Genomic DNA, 14096 nt, shown 5'->3' with positions numbered 1-14096 from the left:
TCACCCGTTGTCTGTGTCCGTCGACGTCGTCGTCCGGTCGTTTGCTCGAAGCCGCCGGACGGCCGCTGCTACTGTCCCTGTCCGTCCCGGCGGCGCTGCCAGCGCTCTTCGATTCGGTCCATCATGGAGCGCTTCGGCCGCACCTGGCGGCGGACGGCGCCCGCCGGCTGCTCACCCGGCTTGGGCGCCTTGCGCCAGCCGGTGACCGCGAGTACGGCGCAGCCCAGCATGACGAGGAAACCCACCACGCTGACCCAGATCAGCTGCGCGACCATTCCGGCCATGAGGAGCGCGATACCCACGAGGAAGCCCGCGACCGCCTGGTAGACCCGCCGCCGGGTGTACGTCCGCAGCCCGTTTCCCTCAAGCGCCGACGCGAACTTGGGATCTTCGGCGTACAGCGCTCGCTCCATTTGCTCGAGCATGCGCTGCTCGTGCTCCGAGAGCGGCACGGAGTCCTCCTCATCGTGCAGTCGCCGGGGCGACCCGGGGGGTCCCTTCAGGATAGGCAGGGAATCGCCCCCGTGAAACCCGCCCCTCTACGCCAATTGGCCAACCGGAGTCCGTCATGGCTGTCCCGGCTCGCTGAGGCTTCCATTCCCCGGCGGCCGACCCGTCATGCCGGGCGGCTTACCTCGATCATACGGCGCAAACCCCACGATCGGGGGGCTTGTGGCGTACTCCATCCGCCGACGAGCCCCTGATCAGCGGCGGGTCACGGCGGTGCGCTCAGCCCTCGGCGGCACCCGGCGTCTCGCCGAGCACGTGCAGCTGGGTGGCGACGGAGTGGAAGGCGGGCAGCTCGGCCGCCGCGGACTCCAGCTTGAGGAGCGCGTCGAGGGCGCCGGGCTCGGTGTCCACGAGAACTCCGGGCACCAGGTCGGCGAAGACCCGCACGCCGTGCACGGCGCCGACCCTGAGGCCCGCGCCCTCGACGAGCGCGGTGAGCTGCTCGGCGGTGAACCGGCGCGGCATCGGGTCCCCGGAGCCCCAGCGGCCCTCGGGGTCCTGCAGCGCCTGCCGGGCCTCCGTGAAGTGACCGGCGAGGGCGCGGGCCAGCACGGCGCCGCCGAGGCCGGCGGCGAGCAGGCTGAGGACGCCCTCGGAGCGCAGTGCGGCGACGGCGTTGCGGACGCCCTCGGCCGGGTCGTCCACGTACTCCAGGACGCCGTGGCACAGCACGGCGTCGTAGCCCCCGCGCTCGACCACGTCGAACAGGCCGTGCGCGTCGCCCTGGACGCCCTTGACCCGGTCGGCGACGCCGGCCTCGGCGGCCCGGCGCTCCAGCGCGAACAGCGCGTTGGGGCTGGGGTCGACGACGGTGACGCGGTGGCCGAGCCGGGCGAGGGGCACGGCGAAGTTGCCGCTGCCGCCTCCGGTGTCGAGGACGTCCAGCGCCTCGCGTCCCGTGGCCTTGACCCGGCGGTCGAGGGCGTCCTGGAGGACCTCCCAGACGACGGCGGTGCGCAGGGAGGCGCGGGAGCGGGGGGTGTCGGAGCGCGGCGACGCCGGGTGCGGGTGCTGGTGGGAGGCGGGCGGGCGCATCGGGTCCGACACGGCGGTTGACTCCTCGGCAGGGCTGGCTGGAAGGCTTCAGGCGACTCCACCCTATGCCTCCGCCGCTTCGCCGGTCACCGCAGGCGGGCCGGACTCGGCGCGTCTCGCACGCCGGGTCCCGGGACGTCCCGAAGGCCGGGACCCACGGCGTCCCGAGGGCCGGGCTCCACGGCGTCTCACACGCCGGCTGCGGTGGTCAGCCCGCGTCCGGAAGGCCGCCGCGCGCCCTCGGGCCGTCCGGTTCTCCGGGGTCCTGGCGGGGCTGGGGCAGGACCGGCTGGACGACGAGCATCCGCTCGACGATGCGCAGGAACATCGCCACGTCCCGTATCAGGTCGTCGGCGTCCCGGCGGCTGGCCGCGCCCTGGATGCCGGCCTCGGCGCGAGCGCGGCGGGCGGCGCCGGAGGCGAACAGCGCGCTCCACTCGGTCAGTTCGGGGGCGATCTCGGGCAGCACCTCCCAGGCGCTGCGGATCCGGGCGCGGCGCCGAGGCGAGGTCTCGGGGCGGCCGCGGGCGGCGAGCACGGCGGCGGCGGTGCGCAGGGCGGCGAGGTGGGCCGTCGCATAGCGCTCGTTCGGCGTTTCCAGGACGGCGGCCTCGTCCAGTCCGGCGCGGGCCTGGGCGAGCAGGTCGAGAGCGGCGGGCGGGGCCGTGGCCCGGCGGAGCACGGGGTGCACGTCGCTCGCCGGGCCGGTCAGTGAGGGGGCAGGGCCGGTGGCGCGGCGCCGGCGGGCGGCGGCTGCGGACGGGTTGGCCATGACGAACCTCCTGTCGTCTGGGTGACGGCACGGGTGCCGTATGTGCCCATCGTGAGGTATGGCACTGACAATCCGTTCTGACCTGGGGTTTTGCATCGATCGCAGGTTCGGGGCTATTTTTGCACTGACCAGTCAGTTCAAAATGGCTTCACCGGCACGAAGGGACAGGGGGACCTGTGGACGGCGCGGACGGCGTGGACGTCAGGGCAGCGGGCCTGGGGCTCAAGGGGCCGCGGGGGTGGGCCTTCCGGGGCGTCGCCGTCGACGCGGAACCCGGCTCGCTCATCGCGATCGAGGGGCCGTCCGGCTCCGGCCGGACCTGTCTGCTGCTCACGCTCACCGGACGGATGAAGCCCACCGAGGGAGTGGCCACCGTCGGGGGCTTCAAACTTCCCCGGCACATGGCCCGGCTGCGCCGCGTCAGCGCGGTGGCCAACGTGGCGGGGGTGACCGATCTGGAGCCCGCGCTGACCGTCGGCGAGCACCTGCGGGAGCGGGCCCTGCTGCAGAGCCGCTTCGGCGACTCCGTCCGCGAGCTGCTGCGCCCCCGCGCCCAGCGCGTGCACGAGGCCCGGCTGCGCGTCGACGCTGCCCTCGCCGCCGCCGGGCTGGACCTCGAAACGCTGCCCAAGGGCTCCCGGACGGCCGTGCGCGACCTCGAGCGGCCCCAGGAGCTGCGCCTGTCCATCGCCCTGGCGCTGCTCGGCCGGCCCGGACTGCTCGGCGTCGACGACATCGACACCAAGCTCTCCGACGCCGAGCGCGCCGAACTGTGGACGCTGCTGCGCTCGCTCACGCGCGCGGGCACCACGGTGGCGGCCGTCTGCCGCACCGCACCCGACGACTGCGTGGTCGTACGGACCGGGGCGAAGGACACCGCGGCGGTGCGCGGCAGGGGCGGCACCGGCGGCTCGGGGGACGCCGGAACGGCGGCCGGGGCGAGAGACGCGGACAGCGGCGAGCAGAGCCCCGCGAACGGCAGCACCCAGGTCCGCGACAGTGATCCGAAGGAGGACGTCGATGCGCACGCCTAGGCTGGCCGCACTCGAGTTGAGGCGGTTCGGGCGCGGACGGCTGCCGCGCGCGGCGCTGGTCGCGCTGCTCGTGCTGCCGCTGCTCTACGGCGCCCTGTACCTGTGGTCGTTCTGGGACCCGTACGGCCGCCTGGACCGCATCCCGGTGGCCCTGGTGAACGACGACAAGGGCGCCACGGCCGGCGGGAAGCGGATCACCGCCGGTGACGACATCGTGGCCGGGCTGCGCGACAGCCGCACCTTCGCATGGCACGAGGTCAGCGACGAGGAGGCCCGCGAGGGCGTCGAGGACGGCACGTACTACCTGTCGCTGACCATGCCCGCCGACCTCAGCCGCCGCATCGCCTCCAGTTCCGGCGACTCCCCGGAGACCGGCGCGCTCCAGGTGCGCACCAACGACGCGAACAACTACATCGTCGGCCAGATCTCCCGGACCGTCTTCAACGAGGTCCGCTCGGCCGCCTCCGCCAAGGTCTCCCGCGCCTTCCTGGACAGGATCTTCGTCTCGTTCTCCGACATCCACGACCGGACGGTCACCGCCGCGAAGGGCGCCGACCGGCTGAACACCGGCATCGGGAAGGCGGAGAAGGGATCGAAGGACCTCGCCGACGGGCTGAGGGACGCCAAGAGCGGCAGCGACAGGCTGGCCAAGGGCCTGAAGAAGCTGAACACCGGCGCCGGCGACCTCCAGGACGGGTCGCGGCAGGTCGCCGACGGCACCCAGGCGCTCGCCGACAAGGTCGACGGCATCTACGGCAAGGCCGGCCCCTACCTGAAGGACAACGAGAAGACGATCGGGGACACCGCCCGGCTCGTCGCCGACTCGGCCAAGACCGTCAAGGACAACCTGGACGTCATGGTGAAGCTCGCCCCGGCCGCCGCGAAGACCGCCCACGCGTCCTCGGACGTGCTGGACGAGGTCTACCGGACGCGCTGCGAGAAGGCCGCGATCCCCGACCCGGCCTGCCCCGACCTGAAGCGGGCCAGGACGGCCGCCGCCGACGTGGCGGCCGTGGCCGACGACCTCAACACGCTGATCGCCGACCAGGACGGCGACCTGAAGACGATGCGGGACAACCTCGCCACCCTCCAGCAGCAGGCCAAGGCGCTCCAAGCGCGCGCACCGCACCTGTACGAGGACGTCAGCGACGCGGTCGCGAAGATCGACCAGCTGAACACCGGAGCGCACAAGGTCGCCGCCGGCGCCAAGAAGCTCCACACCGGGCTCGGCACCGCCCAGACCGGCGCGGCCACGCTGGACAAGGGCATCGGCACGGCGGCGTCGGGCGCCCGGACCCTGAACGGCGGCCTCTACAAGCTGTCCGACGGCTCCGGCAAGCTCGCCGGCGGGCTCCACGACGGCGCAGGGAAGATCCCGGACTACGACAAGAAGGACCGCGACCGGCGCACCGGCGTGATGTCCGACCCGGTCCAGCTGGCCTCCCACGACCTGCACAAGGCACCGAACTACGGCACCGGTTTCGCCCCGTACTTCATCCCACTGTCGCTGTGGGTGGGCGCGATGGTCGCCTACATGCTGATCCCGCCGCTCAACCGGCGTGCTCTGGCGGCCGGTTCGCCGGCCTGGCGGATCGCGCTCGCGGGCTGGCTTCCGGTGGCCGCGGTCGGCGTGCTCCAGGTGTCCGCGCTGATGGCGGTGCTGCACTGGGCGATCGGCCTGCAGATGCTGCGCGCGGCCGGCACGATCGGCTTCCTGCTCCTGGTCGCGGCGTGCTTCGCGGCCATCGTGCAGTGGCTGAACGCCCGCTTCGGGGCGGCGGGCCGGATCCTGGTGCTGGCGCTGCTGATGCTCCAGCTGACCTCCGCGGGCGGCACCTATCCCGTGCAGACCAGTCCGCGCTTCTTCAACGCGATCCACCCGTTCCTGCCGATGAGTTACGTCGTGGCCGCACTGCGCCGGCTGATCACGGGCGGCGGGCTCGGCCCGGTCTGGCAGGCGTGCGCCGTGCTGGCCGCGTTCACCGCGGGCGCGCTCGCGCTGACCGCCGTCGCGGCCCGGCGCCGCCAGGTGTGGACGCCGGACCGGCTGCACCCGGAGCTGAGTCTGTGACATCGGTGCTCCCCGCGCGGTCACCGCACGCGCGCGTACCTGTGAGAATCGGGGCCATGGAACGCAGCAGCACCAGGTCCGGCGGCAGCACCCGCCGCGAGGCCACCCGGCAGAAGCTCTACGAGGCGGCCGTCACGCTCATCGCCGAGCAGGGCTTCTCCGCGACCACCGTGGACGAGATCGCCGAGCGGGCCGGGGTCGCGAAGGGCACGGTCTACTACAACTTCGCGAGCAAGTCGGTCCTCTTCGAGGAACTGCTGCGGCACGGCGTCGGCCTGCTCACGGCCTCTTTGCGGGAGGCGGCGGAGCGGACCGCGCGGGCGGGCGGCAGCCGGGTGGACGCGCTGGACGCGATGGTCCGCGCGGGCCTGGTCTTCATCGACCGCTATCCGGCCTTCACGCAGCTGTACGTGGCCGAGCTGTGGCGCACCAACCGGGCCTGGCAGTCCACCCTGATGGTGGTCCGGCAGGAGGCCGTCGCGGTGGTCGAGGGGGTGCTGCGCGAGGGCGTGGCGGCCGGCGAGTTCAGCGAGGAGATCGACATCCAGCTGACGGCGGCCGCGCTGGTCGGCATGGTGCTGGTGGCCGCACTGGACTGGAAGTCCTTCCAGCCGGAGCGCTCCCTGGACGACGTCCACGCGGCCCTGTCCAGGCTGCTGCAGGGACGCGTGAGCGGGAAGGGCTGAGCCGAGCCCCCGCACTCGGAGACTGCGGGGGCTCGGGGACTGCGGAGGACATGAGGAAGGCGCCGGTCCGCGTGCGGACCGGCGCCTTCCCGACTCCCCCGTACTCCCCCGTTCTCCCCCTACGGTCTTCCCCCCGGTCTCCCGTGGGCGGTCGTCCCCCGGGTCCCCCGGTCTCGCTTCCGCCGACGGATCGGCGGAAGGAGCGGCCGGGTGGCGGGCGCCGTTCCGCCGCCCCGTGTCGGCGGTGCCGGGCCACGCCCCCTTGCCGTGTCTCCACTGTCCCGTTCACACAGGTCGCGGCCCATCCGCGCAGCTACTCATCTCGCGGCCTAGGTACGGATACTCAGCCGTACGCGCGCGTGCCCACGTACGCTGCGCACGGCCCGGTGCGGGGCGCGTCCGCGGCCGGCTCCCGCGGGCCGGATTGTCGGCGGCGGTCGGTAAAGTCGCAGGCATGGCACGGATTGCGGTGATCGGCGCCGGGATGGGCGCGATGGCGGCGGCCGCCCGGCTGGCCGTCGCGGGCCACCGGGTGGCGGTGTACGAGCGCACGGACACGTACGGCGGTGCGGTGCGCCGCTTCGAGCGGGACGGGTTCGGCTTCGACACCGGCCCGGGACTGCTGACGCTGCCCGCCGTGTACCGCGATCTGTTCGTCAAGACCGGCAAGGAGCCGCTGGAGGACTGCGTCGAGCTGGTCCAGGTCGATCCGTCCGCCCGGCACGTGTTCGCGGACGGCACCGAGGTGTCGCTGCCGAACGCCTCGCGCGCGGGTGTGGTCGCGGCCCTGGACGAGGCGCTGGGCGCGGGCGCGGGCGAGCGCTGGGGCGACTTCCTGGTGCGGGCCCGGGAGGCCTGGGACCGCACCCGCAGACCGCTGCTGGAGGAGCCGCTGTGGCCCGACTGGCAGGTGCTGGCGGAGAAGGAGCCGTATCCGGCCGTCCCGCACAGGCGGCTGCTGCGCACCCGGCGGGCGGGCACGCTGTCCGAGATCGGCGCCTGGGAGCTGCGCGACGAGCGCCTGGCCGCGCTGCTGGACAGCACCGCGCTCGGCTACGGCCTGGATCCGCGGACCACCCCGGCGAGCGCGGCCGTGCTGCCCTACATGGAGCACGCCTTCGGCACCTGGTATGTGCGCGGCGGCGTCCGGGAGTTGGCGCGCGCGGTGTACGAGCGGTGCGTGCGGCGGCGGGTGGAGTTCGTCTTCGGCGCGGAGGTCGCCCGGATCCTGGAGAAGGACGGCCGGGCGGCAGGCGTGGAGTTGACGGACGGCACGGTGGCCGAGGCGGACTTCGTGGTGGCCGGTGTGGCCCCGGACGCCCTCGGCCGGTTCCTGCAGGGCACGGCCCTGCGCGGCGCGGGCGAGGTCCCGCCGCAGCCCGGGAGGACGAGCCGGCTCACGGTGCTGCTGGCGCTGCGCGGCGGCCGGCCGGACGGCACGGCCCACCGGACCGTGGTGCACGCGCAGGATCGGCAGGCCGAGCGGGAGCTGGTGTTCGGCGGCTCGGTCGGGGCGGTGGCGGCCCCCACGGTCACCGTGCTGCGCCCGGACGACCCGGCGCTGGTGCCGGACGCCGCCCATGAGGCGGTGGTCCTGTCCTCGGTGGTCCCCGCCGGCCCGTGGCAGCAGGACCGGGAGGCGCTCGACCGCCACGCGCAGCACATGATCGAGACGGCCGGGCGGGCCGTGCCCGGGCTGCGGGACCGCATCCTGTGGACGGAGGTGCTCGCCCCCGCCGCCGTCGAGGAGGCCACGGGCGCGGCGGGCGGCGCGATACCGGCTCCGGCACTCGCGGCGGGCGCCGGACGCCTGCTGCATCCGGGCAACGCCACCACTCTGGCCGGTCTCCTCACCGTCGGCGGCTGGTCGCACCCCGGCGGCGGCCTGCCGCACGCGGGCATGTCGGGCGCACTGGTGGCGGGGCTGATCGTGGAGGGCCCGGAGTTCCGCGGCTCGCAGTGAGCACGGGCCCGGCCCCGGACGGGCGCTGCCCGCCTCAGAAGCGGTACTGCTCGTCGTAGCCGGCGCCGGGCTGCGGCTGCTCGGCGTGGCCCTGGCCCTGGTAGGGGTACGGCTGCTCCTGCGGGAGTGCGCCGCCGTACGTCTCGTCGGTGCGCTGCTGCGGCACCCATACCCCGCCGGCCGGCGTCTCGCCGTAGCCGCCGCCGTACGGCTCCTGGGCGTAGCCCTGCTGGGTGTACTGCTGCGCGTAGCCGGTGTCGTACGCGGCGCCGCCGTAGGACTGGCTGCCGATGTACGGGTCGGAGTAGTTGGCGTACGCCTGCTGTCCCCCGGCGTCGTAGCCGTAGCCCTGCTGGGCGTAGCCCGAGTAGTCGTAGGCGTAACTCTGCTGCTCGGTGCCCTGGGACGGGGTGGCGGCCGCGTAGGCGGTGTCGCCGTAGACGCCATAGGAGCCGGTGTCGTCGGGCAGGGGCTGCGGTTCGTACACGGCGGTGGTCTCGGCGGCGGTGGGCTCGGCGCCGCGGGACGCCGGGGTGAAGACGTCGTCGCGGTCGTAGTCCTCGTCGTAGGCGCCGTCCTGGTGGTAGCGGCCGTCGGCGTCCCGGTCGTCCGCCGGGCCCTCGGGCTCGGCGCCGTCGAGGTCCGGGGCGTGCCGGTCGGCCTTGCCGCGGCGGCGCTTGCTGCCGCCCTCGCCGTCCGTGTCGGGGCGCTTGACCGCCCAGCCGGCGGCGAAGCCGCGGCGGAACGACAGCGTGACATAGGTCTGGCCGACCGCGAAGGCGATCGCGCCGAGCCCGATGACGACGACGGACGGCATCAGCACACCCAGCACGACGCCGAGGAAGCCGGCGAAGGCGAGCAGCCGCCAGCGCAGCCGCGCCTTGTACTGCAGCAGCACCTCGCCCAGCAACCACAGTGCGACGATGCCGAACGCGATGTAGAGGACCGTCCAGCCCATGTACGCCCCTCTCCCAGTGACCGCTACGCAGTGTGTCGTATCGCGGTGCGGCCGGTCTAGGCCTGCGGGGGGTGGTGCAGGCCCAGGTTCTCGTAGATTTCCAGGGTCGCCGTGGAGTTGTTGAGCGTGATGAAGTGCAGTCCGGGCACTCCCTCGGCGAGCAGCCGTGCGCAGAACTCCGTGGCGAAGTCGATACCGATGGAGCGTACCGCCGCCGGATCGTCCTTGGCTGTGAGGATCCGCTCTTTCAGGGCGTCCGGGAAGCGGGCGTTGCTGAGCCTCGGCAACCGTTCCAGCATCTTCACGCTGGTGACGGGCAGGACCTCGGGGATCACCGGGGTGTCACAGCCCGCGGCCGCCACGCGGTCGCGCAGCCGGAGATACGACTCCGGCTGGAAGAACATCTGTGTGATGGCGTAGTCGGCGCCCGCTCGGCACTTGTCCACGAAGTGGGCGACGTCGGTGTCCCAGTCCGTGGAGCGGGGGTGCATCTCCGGGAAGGCGGCGACTCCGACGCAGAAGTCGCCCGACTCCTTGATGAGCCGGACGAGTTCGGCCGCGTACGTCAGGCCCTGCGGGTGCGGGACCCATTCGCCCATGGGGTCGCCGGGCGGGTCGCCGCGCACGGCGAGCATGTTGCGGATCCCGGCGTCCGCATACTGGCCGATGATGTTCCGCAGTTCGGCGATGGAGTGGTCGACCGCGGTGAGGTGGGCCACCGGGGTGAGCGTGGTGTCGGCGACGATCTGCTCGGTCTCCTTGACGGTGCCGGCGCGGGTGGAGCCGCCGGCGCCGTAGGTCACGGAGACGAAGTCGGGCGCGACCGCCTCGACCCGCCGGAGCGCGCTCCACAGGTTCCGCTCGCCCTTGGGGGTCTTCGGCGCCGAGAACTCGAACGAGTACGTCGTCTTGCCGCTGGCGAGGATGTCGCGCACGGTGCGTGCGCGATCAGTCCTGGTGGAGGGGGTTCCGAGGGCCATACGGGCAGGTTAGCCAGGGGTGGGCGGTCCCCCAACCGGAGGACGGTAATTTGCCCGAATTGCCGGGTTGCTGTCCACTCCTTGGACAAAACCCCGGACAACGGCGCCGCGGGACCCGCCGGAGCCGCTTCCGGAACCGCCGGAGCCGCCTCTAGAACTGCCGGAGCCGCTTCGCGAAGTCCGCCGCTGCCGCTCCCGGGTCGTCGGCCTCGGTGATCGCGCGGACCACGACCACCCGGCGGGCGCCCGCGTCCAGCACCTCGTCCAGGTTGGTGAGGTCGATCCCGCCGATCGCGAACCAGGGGCGGTCGGTGGCCAGGCCGGCCGTGTACCGGACCAGGCCGAGGCCGGGCGCGGGCCGGCCGGGCTTGGTGGGGGTGGGCCAGCAGGGGCCGGTGCAGAAGTAGTCCACGCCCTCCTGCGCGGCGGCCGCCGCCGCCTCGGACTCGGCGTGCGTGGAGCGGCCGATCAGCACCTCGTCGCCGAGGATGGCGCGCGCGGCCGGGACCGGCAGGTCGCCCTGGCCGAGGTGCAGGACGTCGGCGCGGGCCGCGTGGGCGACGTCCGCGCGGTCGTTCACCGCGAGCAGCTTGCCGTGCCGGGCGCAGGCGTCCGCGAAGACCTCCAGGTGCGCCAGCTCCTCGGCGGCCTCCATGCCCTTGTCGCGCAGCTGCACGATGTCGACGCCGCCGGCCAGGACCGCGTCCAGGAACTCGGGGAGGTCGCCCTGGCGGGTGCGCGCGTCCGTGCACAGGTACAGACGGGCGTCGGCGAGCGCGGCACGCGCGGTGTCGGACATACGTGGGTCCCCCTGATCGGTGTCCCTGGCTGCTGGCACGGGTGGCGTACGGGTGCGGCGGCCCGCACGCCACCCCTTGTGGTGCGGGTCGGCTCAGACGGCGAGCGCCTGGGCGCGGCGCTTCACCTCCGTGCCGCGATTCTCGCGCAGGGCCTGCGCGGGGGTGCCGGGCAGGGTGTCGTCGGGGGTGAAGAGCCACTCGATCATCTCTTCGACCGTGAAGCCGTCGTCCCGCAGGAGCGTCAGGGTGCCGGACAGGCCCTTGACGACCTTGTCCCCGTCGATGAAGGCGGCGGGGACGTGCAGCGCCCGGTTCTCACCTCGGCGGACGGCGATGAGCTGGCCCTCCTTGACCAGCTGCCGCACGCGCGTCACCTCCACGCCGAGCCTTTCGGCGATGTCGGGGAGGGTGAGCCAGGCGGGGACGAGAGCATCGATCTTTGCGTCAATCTCGGTCACGGCACCAGGGTAGGCGCTCGGCCGGTCCGGTCGCGATGCGTCGTGCCGGGCTGTGTCGCCGGGCGGGGCGTGGCGGTGACCGGTCGCTCCCGCGCGGCGGCACGCCGGAACGAGCCCGCGCCCCTTCCGGGGCGGCAGTCACCCGGCCTTCGCGTCCTTCAGGGGCTTTCCGGGATCGGCCAGGGCCGCCGCGTCCATCCGGGTGCCCGCCTCGATCAGTCTCCGTCCCTGGGCGAGATCACGCGGTCGGCCCACGGCCAGCAGCGCCACCAGGCGGTCCTCGCACAGCCAGCACACCGACCAGGCCGGGCCCGCCGGGTCGCCGCGCCAGATCAGCCGGTCGGCGGCCGGGTGGTGGCCGGCGTACTGCACGAAGCGGCCGAACTGCTCGGACCAGAAGTACGGCACCGGGTCGTAGACCGCCGGGGTCTCGCCGAGGATGTTCGCGGCGACCGTGCGCGGGCCCTGCAGGGCGTTGTCCCAGTGGTGGACGAGCAGCCGTTCGCCGTAGCGGGCGGAGGGGAAGGAGGCGCAGTCGCCGACGGCGTACACGTCGGGCACGGACGTGCGCAGCCGGGCGTCGGCGAGGACGTCCCCGTGCGGGCCCAGTTCGACCCCGGAGCCGGCCAGCCAGGCCGTGGCGGGGCGGGCGCCGATGCCGACGACGACGGCGCCCGCGGGCAGCCGGGTGCCGTCGGCCAGGAGCACCGCGCCGGGCTCGACGCGCTCCACGCGCGCGTGCGTGCGCAGTTCGGCGCCCGCGTCGGCGTACCAGGCGGCCATGGGGGCGGCGACCTCGGCAGGCAGGGCGCCGGCGAGCGGCCGGTCGGCGGCCTCCACGACGGTCACCGCGCACCCGGCCTGACGGGCGGCCGTGGCGAACTCGGCGCCGATCCAGCCGGCCCCGACCACCACGATCTCGTGCTGCCGGGCCAGTACCGGCCGCAGCCGTTCGGCGTCGTCCAGGGTGCGCAGCAGATGCACGCCGGGCACGCCCTCGGTGCCCGGCAGGGTGACCGGCTCGGCGCCGGTGGCGAGGACGAGGACGTCGTACGGCACCGGGCCCTGCTCGGTGTCCAGCTCCCGCTCGGCGGGGCGCAGGCCCAGCACTTCGCAGCCGAGCCGCAGCTCGACCTCGAGGGAGTCGAAGTCCACGTCGAAGGCGGAGTCCTCGGCCTTGCCGAGCAGCACGGCCTTCGACAGCGGCGGCCGGTCGTACGGCTGGTGCGGTTCGGCGCCGATCACGGTGACGGCGCCCGTGAAGCCCTGCTCCCGCAGCGCGACCGCGGTCTGCACGCCGGCCATGCCCGCGCCGGCGACGACCACGTGCCGCCCCTGTGACGTGCCCTCTTGTGCTGTCTGTTCGCCCACCCGATCACCATAGACACGTGACGGAGCGTCAGTCAGCGGCCATGCCCGGTGACCTGCTCCACACCGCCCGCAGCAGTGCCCGATCGCCCGGCGGCTCACCCTCCCGGGTGCCGACCGGACGGCCGTGGACGGCCGGGGGCGCTCTTACGGGCGGTGCGGGCGGCGGGCTAGGGTGGCCCCCGTACACGCACTCGCGGGAGCCCGGACGCACCGGGCTGAGAGGGAGGCTGGCGGCCTCCGACCGTACGAACCTGATCCGGGTCATGCCGGCGAAGGGAGGGGCTGGACGCCCATGTCGTCACGTACGTCCGACGTCCTCGTCATCGGGGGCGGGATCATCGGCCTGGTCACGGCCTGGCGCGCGGCGCAGCGCGGGCTGGCCACGGCCGTGGTGGACCCCGAGCCCGGCGGCGGGGCCGCCCGGGTCGCGGCCGGAATGCTGGCCGCCGTCACGGAACTGCACTACGGCGAGGAGACGCTGCTCGCCCTGAACCTGGAGTCGGCCCGCCGCTACCCGCGCTTCGCGGCCGAGCTGACCGAGCTGACCGGCCACGACCTCGGCTACCGCCGCTGCGGCACCCTCGCGGTCGCGCTGGACGCCGACGACCGCGCCCACCTGCGGGAGCTGCACGCGTTGCAGCAGCGCTCGGGCCTGGACTCGCAGTGGCTGTCCGGGCGGGAGTGCCGGCGCCTGGAGCCGATGCTGGCGCCCGGGGTGCGCGGCGGGCTGCGGGTCGACGGCGACCACCAGATCGACCCGCGGCGCCTCGCGGCGGCCCTGGTGACCGCCTGCGAGCGGACGGGCGTCGCCTTCCACCGCGCGTGGGCCGAGCGGCTCGACGTCACGGGCGGCCGGGCGGCCGGGGTGACCACCGCCGACGGCACCGTGCTGCGCGCCGGGCAGGTGGTGCTCGCCGCCGGGAGCATGAGCGGACGGCTCGCGGGGGTGCCCGAGGCGCTGCTGCCTCCGGTGCGCCCGGTGAAGGGGCAGGTGCTGCGGCTCACCGTGCCGCGCCGGTACGCGCCCTTCCTCAGCCGTACCGTCCGCGCCGTGGTCCGCGGCAGCCAGGTGTACCTGGTGCCCCGGGAGAACGGCGAGCTGGTCGTCGGCGCGACCAGCGAGGAGCTGGGCTGGGACACGGCCGTCACCGCGGGCGGGGTCTACGAGCTGCTGCGCGACGCCCACGAGCTGGTGCCGGGCATCACCGAGCTGCCGCTCACCGAGACCCGGGCCGGGCTGCGCCCCGGTTCCCCCGACAACGCGCCGCTGCTCGGCCCGTCCGGGCTGGACGGGCTGCTGCTGGCCACCGGGCACTACCGCAACGGGGTGCTGCTGACGCCGGTCACCGGGGATGTGATGGCACGGCTGCTGGCCGACGGCGAACTGCCGGAGGAAGCCCGCCCGTTCACGCCGCGGCGCTTCGGCGCCCCCGCCCTCGTGGAGCAGCCCGCATGAGC

The 14096-nt window shown here is 74.1% G+C and carries 13 protein-coding genes and 1 riboswitch; of the genes, 5 read left to right on the top strand and 8 right to left on the bottom strand.

Translation table 11 applies throughout. The features are described from left to right. Window positions 1–68 precede the first annotated feature (68 nt). The 3 genes from OG956_RS26960 to OG956_RS26950 form a co-directional block, all read right to left on the bottom strand. Window positions 69–452: a DUF3040 domain-containing protein gene (locus OG956_RS26960; RefSeq protein WP_330340583.1), complete on the bottom strand. Its 384-nt coding sequence runs from the start codon at window positions 450–452 to the stop codon at window positions 69–71. A gap of 277 nt (window positions 453–729) precedes the next feature. After that, window positions 730–1557: a class I SAM-dependent methyltransferase gene (locus tag OG956_RS26955; protein ID WP_330340582.1), complete on the bottom strand. Its 828-nt coding sequence runs from the start codon at window positions 1555–1557 to the stop codon at window positions 730–732. Window positions 1558–1753: 196 nt separating this feature from the next. Continuing rightward, entirely contained in the window at window positions 1754–2317 is a 564-nt protein-coding gene (locus tag OG956_RS26950; protein ID WP_330340581.1) for an SAV_6107 family HEPN domain-containing protein, read from the bottom strand. 176 nt (window positions 2318–2493) lie between these two features. Here OG956_RS26950 and OG956_RS26945 point away from each other — a divergent pair, with 176 nt between their 5' ends. From OG956_RS26945 to OG956_RS26930, 4 genes are all read left to right on the top strand, one after another. Then, window positions 2494–3351: an ATP-binding cassette domain-containing protein gene (locus OG956_RS26945; RefSeq protein ID WP_330340580.1), complete on the top strand. Its 858-nt coding sequence runs from the start codon at window positions 2494–2496 to the stop codon at window positions 3349–3351. Next, a complete protein-coding gene (locus OG956_RS26940) occupies window positions 3338–5422 on the top strand; it encodes a YhgE/Pip domain-containing protein (protein WP_330340579.1) in 2085 nt (694 codons plus the stop codon). Before OG956_RS26945 ends, OG956_RS26940 begins: the two co-directional genes overlap by 14 nt. Before the next feature lie 56 nt (window positions 5423–5478). Next, window positions 5479–6108, top strand: a complete 630-nt coding sequence (locus tag OG956_RS26935; protein WP_330340578.1) for a TetR/AcrR family transcriptional regulator — start codon at window positions 5479–5481, stop codon at window positions 6106–6108. Between the two features lie 454 nt (window positions 6109–6562). After that, window positions 6563–8071, top strand: coding sequence for a phytoene desaturase family protein (locus OG956_RS26930; protein ID WP_330340577.1), 1509 nt, complete (start codon window positions 6563–6565; stop codon window positions 8069–8071). Between the two features lie 34 nt (window positions 8072–8105). Here OG956_RS26930 and OG956_RS26925 read toward each other — a convergent pair whose 3' ends face one another. The 5 genes from OG956_RS26925 to OG956_RS26905 all read right to left on the bottom strand — a co-directional run bounded on the left by OG956_RS26925 (window position 8106) and on the right by OG956_RS26905 (window position 12638). Beyond that, window positions 8106–9029 carry an SCO2102 family sporulation regulator gene (locus OG956_RS26925; protein ID WP_330340576.1) on the bottom strand — a complete coding sequence of 308 codons (924 nt, stop codon included), beginning with the start codon at window positions 9027–9029 and terminating at the stop codon, window positions 8106–8108. 56 nt (window positions 9030–9085) lie between these two features. Continuing rightward, the gene (metF, locus tag OG956_RS26920; protein ID WP_330340575.1) at window positions 9086–10009 is read right to left on the bottom strand and encodes a methylenetetrahydrofolate reductase [NAD(P)H]; all 924 of its coding nucleotides are present in this window, start codon (window positions 10007–10009) and stop codon (window positions 9086–9088) included. 151 nt (window positions 10010–10160) lie between these two features. Further along, the gene (gene thiE, locus OG956_RS26915) at window positions 10161–10808 is read right to left on the bottom strand and encodes a thiamine phosphate synthase (RefSeq protein WP_330340574.1); all 648 of its coding nucleotides are present in this window, start codon (window positions 10806–10808) and stop codon (window positions 10161–10163) included. A gap of 93 nt (window positions 10809–10901) precedes the next feature. Next, window positions 10902–11267 (bottom strand): Rv2175c family DNA-binding protein, encoded by a 366-nt coding sequence (locus OG956_RS26910; protein ID WP_330340573.1) that lies wholly within the window; start codon window positions 11265–11267, stop codon window positions 10902–10904. A gap of 138 nt (window positions 11268–11405) precedes the next feature. Further along, window positions 11406–12638, bottom strand: coding sequence for an NAD(P)/FAD-dependent oxidoreductase (locus OG956_RS26905; protein ID WP_330340572.1), 1233 nt, complete (start codon window positions 12636–12638; stop codon window positions 11406–11408). Between the two features lie 183 nt (window positions 12639–12821). After that, window positions 12822–12933: riboswitch (TPP riboswitch) on the top strand. Between OG956_RS26905 and thiO the strand changes: the two genes are divergently transcribed. Beyond that, window positions 12931–14094, top strand: a complete 1164-nt coding sequence (gene thiO, locus OG956_RS26900; protein ID WP_330340571.1) for a glycine oxidase ThiO — start codon at window positions 12931–12933, stop codon at window positions 14092–14094. It overlaps the preceding riboswitch by 3 nt. Window positions 14095–14096 lie beyond the last annotated feature (2 nt).

The organism is Streptomyces sp. NBC_00557 (genome assembly GCF_036345995.1).
Taxonomy (GTDB): domain Bacteria; phylum Actinomycetota; class Actinomycetes; order Streptomycetales; family Streptomycetaceae; genus Streptomyces.
Note: the sequence above shows the minus strand (reverse complement) of the source record. Positions and strands in the feature narration are given on the sequence as shown.

Coding starts and splice junctions, on each gene's coding strand:
- metF (WP_330340575.1), bottom strand. CDS start 10,009: ATGGCCCTCGGAACCCCCTCCACCAGGACTGATCGCGCACGCACCGTG.
- OG956_RS26940 (WP_330340579.1), top strand. CDS start 3,338: ATGCGCACGCCTAGGCTGGCCGCACTCGAGTTGAGGCGGTTCGGGCGC.
- OG956_RS26930 (WP_330340577.1), top strand. CDS start 6,563: ATGGCACGGATTGCGGTGATCGGCGCCGGGATGGGCGCGATGGCGGCG.
- OG956_RS26950 (WP_330340581.1), bottom strand. CDS start 2,317: ATGGCCAACCCGTCCGCAGCCGCCGCCCGCCGGCGCCGCGCCACCGGC.
- thiE (WP_330340574.1), bottom strand. CDS start 10,808: ATGTCCGACACCGCGCGTGCCGCGCTCGCCGACGCCCGTCTGTACCTG.
- thiO (WP_330340571.1), top strand. CDS start 12,931: ATGTCGTCACGTACGTCCGACGTCCTCGTCATCGGGGGCGGGATCATC.
- OG956_RS26935 (WP_330340578.1), top strand. CDS start 5,479: ATGGAACGCAGCAGCACCAGGTCCGGCGGCAGCACCCGCCGCGAGGCC.
- OG956_RS26925 (WP_330340576.1), bottom strand. CDS start 9,029: ATGGGCTGGACGGTCCTCTACATCGCGTTCGGCATCGTCGCACTGTGG.